Source organism: Planktothrix sp. FACHB-1355 (assembly GCF_014748295.1).
GTDB classification, from domain to species: Bacteria; Cyanobacteriota; Cyanobacteriia; order Cyanobacteriales; family Aerosakkonemataceae; genus Aerosakkonema; species Aerosakkonema funiforme_A.
Map to the genome: position 1 here is coordinate 1 of NZ_JACJUP010000417.1, position 5121 is coordinate 5121.

Annotated in this window: 5 protein-coding genes; 3 read left to right on the top strand and 2 right to left on the bottom strand. The window is 43.8% G+C overall.

Features of this window, described 5'->3' with window-relative positions; genetic code table 11:
• Both H6S82_RS17295 and H6S82_RS17300 read left to right on the top strand, forming a co-directional pair.
• The coding region (locus H6S82_RS17295) for a tetratricopeptide repeat protein (RefSeq protein WP_191056468.1) at positions 1-1646 on the top strand (1646 nt) is incomplete at its 5' end.
• A gap of 68 nt (positions 1647-1714) precedes the next feature.
• Positions 1715-1933 carry a DUF2283 domain-containing protein gene (locus H6S82_RS17300; RefSeq protein ID WP_190474430.1) on the top strand — a complete coding sequence of 73 codons (219 nt, stop codon included), beginning with the start codon at positions 1715-1717 and terminating at the stop codon, positions 1931-1933.
• Positions 1934-2343: 410 nt separating this feature from the next.
• Here H6S82_RS17300 and msrA read toward each other — a convergent pair whose 3' ends face one another.
• Positions 2344-3006: a peptide-methionine (S)-S-oxide reductase MsrA gene (gene msrA / locus H6S82_RS17305; protein ID WP_190474431.1), complete on the bottom strand. Its 663-nt coding sequence runs from the start codon at positions 3004-3006 to the stop codon at positions 2344-2346.
• Positions 3007-3523: 517 nt separating this feature from the next.
• Between msrA and H6S82_RS17310 the strand changes: the two genes are divergently transcribed.
• A complete protein-coding gene (locus tag H6S82_RS17310; protein WP_190474433.1) occupies positions 3524-4525 on the top strand; it encodes a tetratricopeptide repeat protein in 1002 nt (333 codons plus the stop codon).
• A gap of 140 nt (positions 4526-4665) precedes the next feature.
• Here H6S82_RS17310 and H6S82_RS17315 read toward each other — a convergent pair.
• On the bottom strand, positions 4666-5121 hold a 456-nt coding region (locus H6S82_RS17315; RefSeq protein ID WP_277926469.1), incomplete at its 5' end, for a glycerophosphodiester phosphodiesterase family protein.

Consider the following 5121-nt stretch of genomic DNA (forward strand, 5'->3'; position numbering starts at 1 on the left):
ATCGCATCCCCAATTTTGAGACGATTGTTTTGGTGGGGAAAATTGATGAGGCGAAGTTAGTCAAAGAACTGACGAAATGTTTGGATTACAATACCACATTGCGAGAAATTTTGCAAGCGCAAAATGAAACTTTGGAATGGAAATTGCGGCAAGTGTTTCGTTATCTGGAAGTTATTGAGAAATCGAAACCTTTGTTGTTGGTTTTAGATGATTTTGAATTGAATTTATCAGCGCGAGATGGTGGATTTATCCCCTCAGCAGAAGCAGCAGAAATATTAGAAGCGTTGGTAAGTGCGATTTGGGATACTCAAGCACCTCATCGCGTAATTATTACCAGTCGTTATGAGTTTGAATTTTCTTGGTTGCGATGTTTCTACAAGCAACCTTTGGATGGAATGCGGGGTGCAGATTGGCGGAAAAAATGCGATCGCCTCGATGCGTTTGATGACAAATCGCAGGTAAATGGGGAATTGCAAACAAAGGCGAAAACTCTGGCAGATGGCAATCCGCGTTTGTTGGAATGGATGGATAAGCTGTTGCGAGATGCGACGAGTAGAGAGGCGATGAATCGCGCAGGAGTGGATCGACTTTCGATTGAGGATGTTTCGGAAATTTTAAGTCAGTTGGAAGGGAAAAAAGTTGATTTGCGCGAGAAGGTTTTAGCTAAGGCGTTGCTGGATATAATGGATGGGGAGTTGCGGGAAATGTTGCAACTGGGATTGATGTTTGATTTGCCAGTACCGCCAGCAGCATTAGAAACCATTGGCGCGAAGATTGCCAAGGTGAAGCAGCATATCGAACGCGCTATTGCTTTAGGATTGTTGTCAGTTGGAACGGATGATGCTTTAAGAGTGCCGCGCATTTTGCCGTTGCCATTGTTGGAATATGAGGAAGTTTTATATCGGCAAGCGGCAGAGGTGTTGTATCGTTTTTGGTGGGAGGAGGCGCAATCTGCAACTGAGGAACAAAGGGTGGAGATTCATCGCTTGGCGTTGTTGGGTAAGGCAGAAAAGATTGCGGTGGAAATGGCAGATAAGTTGACAAGTCGATGGAATAATCAAAGTCGATTTCGGGAAGCTGTCAAGACTTGCCAAGATACTTTAGATATTGTGGAAGATTATCGCATTTTTCATAACTTAGCTAATTCTGAGAAACAATTGGGTGATGTGGATCGAGCTTTGGTACACTATCAACAAGCTTTAGACAGTTGTCCTCCTGAAGAAGAACAAGAAAAAGCTGCGATTATTCACAATCTGGCAAATATCTATGCCAATCGCGGGGAAGTAGAGGATGCGATCGCATTTTATCAGCAATCTCTGGAATTAAATGAACGGATTGGCAATCTTCAAGGTAAAGCGGCGACGTTGCACCAACTGGCAGGTATCTATGCCAATCGCGGGGAAGTAGAGGATGCGATCGCATTTTATCAGCAATCTCTGGAATTAAAAGAACGGATTGGCAATCTTCGAGGTAAGGCGATAACTTTGGCAATGATGGGACAATTATTAGCAGATGAGTTAGGAGATTTTGACACAGCACTAAACTATTTACAGCAATCTCTGGAAATATTGCAGCGCCTCAAATCTCCCGACGCCGAAACAGTTCGGAGAATCATCGCCAGAGTGCAGGGGATGGTGGGAATTTAATGTTTTAATTTTGTACGTTTTTTTAAAGAAACCTGACATAATGCTTTTCTCGATCTTAACTTTAAACTATGAAACTACAATACTATCCAGAAACAGATTCTCTCTATATAGATTTAAGCGAAAAACCAAGTACTGATTCCGAAGAAATCGCCGATGGCATAGTAGTTGACTTTGACGCAGAACGAAACATCGTAGGTTTAGACATTCAGCACGCCAGTCAACATTTAGCAATGGAAAACTTAGAAACCGTATCTCTACCTGCATTGAATATTAGTATCAAAACTTGACACAGCGTTATAGATAGAATATCCGCTAGCATCAGTTACCTAAAAAAATCGCTTTCTTACAGCGCTTTGCAGGTCAGTGAGGTACACAGATCCCCGACTTCTTAGAGAAGTCGGGGATCTATCCACATAGCCTGTACCTCATTTACCTGCAATATGCTGTATCTGCGTTCATCTGCGTTCATCTGCCTTTATCTGCGGTAAAAAACTAACCCCTAATTCCCACAAATAATCTTTCCCATCACTCTTACAAACTGATGCAATTAGACATTCCGCTCAATAATTTCAGTCCACTTCAGTGGACTTTCGCTATGACGCTGCGATTTGAATCGCAGGCGGGCTATGACTTTAGGTATGTAGTTGGGCTTTAGCCTTAAAAGAGGGCTAAAGCCCAACTACGTACCAAATTCAGACTACTTCACCGCTGTTTCCGCCATACCGGGGAAACAAACCTTCGTACCGCCTAAACCGCAATACCCACCCGGATTTTTAGCCAGATATTGCTGATGGTAACCTTCCGCGTAATAAAACTCAGGCGCATCAATTATCTCTGTAGTAATTTTACCGTAATTTGATGCCTTGAGCGCTTTTTGATAAGCGTCTCGCGATGCTTCGGCTAACTTTCTTTGCTCATCCGAGTAAACATAAATACCGGAACGGTATTGAGTGCCAACATCGTTACCCTGACGCATTCCTTGGGTGGGGTCGTGACTTTCCCAGAAAGCTTTCAAAAGTTCTTCGTAACTGACAACTTTGGGGTCAAAAACAACCAAAACAACTTCATTATGTCCCGTCATCCCCGTACATACTTCTTGATAGGTGGGGTTGGGTGTGATCCCGGCTGCATAACCGACTGCGGTGCTGTAAACTCCGTTAAGCTGCCAGAATTTGCGTTCTGCACCCCAAAAACACCCCAAGCCGAACATTGCCATTTGCATACCGTCGGGAAAAGGAGGTTTGAGCGGATTGCCGTTGACGAAGTGTTTCGCGGGTACTGGCATGGTTTCCCCACGTCCCGGCAATGCTTGTTCTGGTGTGGGTAGGCTCAGTTTTTTACCGAATCCGAATATGCCCATTTGTTTTGACTCTGATTTGCGATCGTACCTTTACATTACTTAATATAGCGTTTTCATTATGCTGCCAATCCCAGGTGCAGGGAGGAGATTACCGCACCCGTACAGTGTCTCGCCGCTTGCCATTTGCGATATCAAGTTTGTTTATATTCGTTGTGTAAGGGGAGGGGGAAGCATCCCGGTATAATATCTCTTAGTTTTGAGAAAGCAATTGTCGCCGAAATGCTTCTCTGCTCCAAACATACTCAACCGATGTCACCGAACGCGATCTGATTTATACAGAATAATTTTGGATTAAATTAAGATTTGCGGATGCTGAGATGTGAGTAGAATAATCTTTAGGTAGGAGCAACTTCTAAAATTTTACATTCAGGATGCTCCTATAGACTGGTGAAAAATTATAAAAATGCGAAGTACATACATTAGTTAAACAAATGCCATACAGCGATCGTACTCGCACAGTACGTTAATCCTGTAAACAAACACAGATAGGATATCTGAAGGAAAAGAATCGGCAAGCATGGTCAACCGCAATGCCCAACAAACACAAATCGAGCAAGCGATCGCTGTTTTACAGCAAGCACTAGAAGCGGACGATCGCAGGAACGATACTGAAGGGAAGGCAGAGAAGTTGTATCAAATGGCAATTCTCAAAGCCAACCAAGGGAAAATCGATGAGGCGATCCGTCTTTACGAACAGTGCCAAAAACTATACGATCGACTCGGCGATACGGAAGGTGTAGCAACTATATTATACCAGATGGCGACGCTAAAAGCCAACAAGGGAGAAATGAAGAAAGCGATCGCTTTGTTCGAGCAATCTCTGAAATTGGCAAAAAGCATTGGCGATGTGGAAACACAAGCGGAAACGCTGCATTCTTTGGCAATGGTGAAGGCGAATCAAGGCCAAGTTAAAGATGCGATCGCTATGTGTCAGGAATCAATCCAGCTTAAAGAAAGTATAAATGATATCCAGGGTCAAGCGACGACGCTGCACCAGCTAGCAATCCTGATCGCAAATCAGGGAGAAGTTGAGAATGCGATCGAGCTATTTGGAGAGTCTCTGGCGCTCAAAGAAAGTATCAACGATATCCAGGGTCAAAGCTCCACATTACATTGTTTGGCAGTTATCTACGCCCATCACGGACAAATAGAAACAGCCAACGATTTATATCGGCAATCTCTACAACTAAAAGCAGGTATTGGCGATATCGAAGGTCAAGCGGACACATTGCACCAGTTAGGTGAATTATATCAACAAATGGGTAGAGTTGAGGATGCGATCGAACTATATCGACAATCCTTACAATTCCGAGAACAAAGCACTAATATTGAGGGCAAAGCTACCACAATGGGAATGCTAGGTCAACTGTTAGCATCCCAGGGCGATTTCTTCACAGCACTCGTTTATTTGCAGTCCACTTTGGAAATATTCGATCGCCTCAAATCTCCTAATGCCAAAACAGTTAGAGAAGTTATTGCTGATGTGCGCCGAATGCAACGGGAAGAGGCTAGGGACTAGGGGCTAGGGGCTAGGGGAAGAGAGGGATTAGGGGTACTTGGGCTATAAAATCAAAAGTTAAAAGTCAAAACTCAAAACTCAAAACTCAAAAATTTTCCTCTCCCTCTTCTTCCCTCTCCCTCTTCCCTAGCCCCTAGCCCCTAGCCCCTTCCCCTAATGCGTTGTAAAACGCGAACAGCCGTATCGGTAAAATCAGTAAACAATCCATCTACACCGAGATGAAAAAACTGCTCGTACTCGGCTTCTGGGTTATTATGGTAATCTGGTGCTAAGAACTGCGCTTCATTGCGAAAAGTGTAAGGATGCACCAACAAACCGACAGCATGAGCATCTATAATTAAAGATGTAGGCGATAACAATCTCCCGTGTTCGTCCACTGGTACGATCGCTCGTTTATCTGGCCCAATACCATCAGCATATGCGGCTATTTTGGCTAATTCAGCTGGTGAAATTAAATCTTGATAAGTACGAGGATCGCCTGCAACTGCGAGATCGTAAGGCTTGCCGGTATTGCTGAGTAACTGAATTAGCGGCAAATCCGTCAATCGATCTAGTTGTTGGAGATTCGTTGTTTCAAATGATTGAATGAAAACCGG